This window comes from Mycobacterium sp. ML4 (genome assembly GCF_054515735.1).
In genome coordinates this window covers 1-3,285 of sequence record NZ_JBTNSY010000062.1, presented here as the reverse complement: position 1 = coordinate 3,285, position 3,285 = coordinate 1, and the positions used below count along the sequence as shown (strand labels likewise).

Annotated in this window: 1 protein-coding gene; it reads left to right on the top strand. The window is 70.8% G+C overall.

Annotation, left to right across the window (positions count from 1 at the left end; translation table 11 throughout):
• Positions 1–3,285, top strand: a 3,285-nt coding sequence (locus ACX9NE_RS29120) for an SDR family NAD(P)-dependent oxidoreductase (RefSeq protein WP_459365237.1), incomplete at both ends; no start/stop codon positions are given.

Genomic DNA, 3,285 nt, shown 5'->3' with positions numbered 1-3,285 from the left:
CCCGTTGACGGTGGACCCGCACACGCCCACCGATGTCCAGATCATGGTGCAGGCGGTCCAGGACGACGGGCGGCGCCCGTTCACCCTGCACTCGCGTACCAGCACCACCGGTGGTTTGACGGAGTGGACGTTGCATGCCAGCGGCGCGTTGAGCGCCCAGAAGGCGGCGATCCCGGACACCGCGGCGGCGCCGGTGGGCATCGAGGCGATCGACACCGACAGCTTCTATGACGAGCTGGCCGAGCAGGGGTTCCATTACCAGTCCCCGTTTAGGGCGGTGCGCGGGATCAGCCTCCTCGAGGGCTCCTCGAGCGTGTACGCCGAGGTGGCGTTGCCCGCCGACACCGACACCACCGGCTACGGCATCCACCCCGCCCTGCTCGATGCCGCGTTGCATCCGTTGGCCGCGGCGTTCTATGACACCGATCCCGGCAGCGACCCGCCCACCGCGCGGCTACCGTTCGCCTTCCACCGGGTCACCCTGCACGCGATCGGGGCCGCCCGCCTGCGCGTGCAGCTGACCCGCACCGGCCCCGACACCTTCACCCTGCACGCCACCGACCCCGCCGGGGCCCCGGTGATCACCATCGACACCCTGACCCTGCGCCCGCGCCCCGACCATCTCAGCGCCCCACCACCAGCCGCCCTGGGGCAGAGCTTGTTCGAGCTGGACTGGCCGGGTTTGCCCGAGGACACCTTCCCCCCGACACCGCCCCCCTCGGGGTGGGCGGTCATCACCAGCGACCCCGACCGGCTGCCCGCCAGCCTGACCCCCGCCGCCCCCTACCGCGAGCTGACCCACCCCGATCTGGCCCACACCGACCTGGTCATCTGGCCCTTACCGCCCCCCGAGCCCGACCACCACGATCCCCTGCCACGCCTGCACACCCTGACCCAACACACCCTGACCCAGCTGCAGCAGTGGCTGACCCGCCCCGACACCCTGAGCACCCCGCTGGTCATCATCACCACCCACGCGGTGTGCACCACCGTCTATGACCAGCCCCCCGATCTGGCTCACGCCGCGCTGTGGGCCCTGATCCACACCGCCCAAAACGAACACCCCGCACGCATCACCGCCCTGGACATCGACACCACCACCGCCACCGACCACACCCTGGGCCACGTCCTAGCCGCGCTCGCGGACCCGGCCCGGCGAAGCGCCGTGGAGCCCCAGCTCGCCCTCCGCGACGGTGTGGTCCACACCCCCCGACTCACCCCGTCCCAGACCCTGACCCCACCACCCACCCCCACCTGGCACCTGCGCACCACCGCACCCGGGGGCCTGAACAGCCTGACCCTGGCCCCCACCGCACCGGTCCCCGAGCTAGCCCCCGGACACATCCGGGTCGCCATCCGCGCCGCCGGCCTAAGCCACCGCGACCTCGACACCGCCGCCGACCCCGACACCGGCATCGGCCGCGAAGGCGCCGGGGTGGTCCTAGACACCGCCCCCGACGTCACCACCATCGCCCCCGGCGACACCGTGATGGGCCTGTTCCCCCACAACGCCGCGGCCACCACCGCCATCACCGACCACCGCCTGGTCACCGCCATCCCCGCCGGCTGGTCCTTCACCCAAGCCGCCGCCGCACCCGTGGCGTTTCTCACCGCCTACACCACCTTGATCGACCACGCCCACCTACACCCCGGCCAGCGCGTGCTCATCCACACCGCCACCGGCGGCGTGGGCCACGCCGCCCTGCAAATCGCCCGCCACCTCGGCGCCGACACCTACACCACCGCCAGCCCCCCCAAACACCCCCTGCTCCACAAGCTGGGCATCCCCGACGACCACATCGCCTCCTCCCGCACCCCCGACTTCGCCGACACCTTCCACCACGCCACCCACGGCCACGGCATGGACATCATCCTGCACACCCTGGCCCCCGACCTGCTCAACGACTCCCTGCACCTGCTGGCCCCCGGCGGACACCTCATCGACCTCACCGCCACCACCGATCCACCCACCCCCCACACCCACCCCGACGCGACCTACCACACCTACGACCTCAACACCACACCCCCCGACCACATCGCCGCCACCTGGACCGCCCTAACCCCCCTGCTGAGCAGCGGCGCCCTACACCCCCTACCCACCACCAGCTACGGCCTCACCCACGCCCGCCACGCCCTCACCGACCTCACCCACGCACGACACACCGGAAAAATCGTCCTCACCCCACCACCCACCCTGACCCCCCACGGCACCGTCCTGATCACCGGCGGCACCGGCATGCTCGGCGCACTATTCGCCGAACACCTCATCACCCACCACGGCGTGCGCCACCTCCTACTAGCCTCCCGCCGCGGCCCCCACGCCCCCGGCGCCCACGAACTGCACCAACACCTGACCCACCTCGGCGCCCACGTCACCATCACCGCCTGCGACACCAGCAACCCCACCCAACTGCACACCCTGCTCACCGACATCCCCACCACCCACCCCCTGACCGCCATCATCCACACCGCCGCCACCCTGCACGACGCCGTCCTGACCGACATCACCCCCACCCAACTGCACACCGTCCTGACCGCCAAAGCCGACACCGCCTGGCACCTACACCACCTCACCACCACCACCCCCCTGGACACCCTCATCCTGTTCTCCTCCGTCGCCGCCGTCCTGGGCGCCCCCGGACAAGGCGCCTACGCCGCCGCCAACGCCTTCCTCGACGCCCTCGCCCACCACCGCCACCACCAACACCACCCCACCACCAGCCTGGCCTGGGGCTACTGGCAAACCCCCAGCGCCATGACCGCCCACCTCAGCACCCTCGACCACACCCGCATGACCCGCAACGGACTCACCCCCATCACCACCGACCACGGCCTCACCCTGTTCGACACCGCCCTCACCCACCACCACCCCCACCAAATCCCCACCCCCCTGAACAAACGCACCCTCACCCACCAAGCACGCCAACACACCCTGCCCCCACTGCTATCCACCCTCACCACCACCCGACCCCACGCCACCACCACCAACACCCTCACCACCGAACTCACCGGCCACACCCCCCAACACCAACGCGCCACCCTGACCCACCTCATCCTCACCACCACCGCCACCGTCCTAGCCCACCCCGACCCCACCACCATCGACCCCGACCAACCCTTCACCAACCTCGGCATCGACTCCCTGACCGCCCTGCAACTCCGCAACACCCTCACCCACCACACCGGCCTACCCCTCCCCGCCACCCTCGTCTTCGACCACCCCACCCCCACCGCCCTCACCAACTACCTCCTCAACCAACTCACCCAAACCACCACACCCACGGC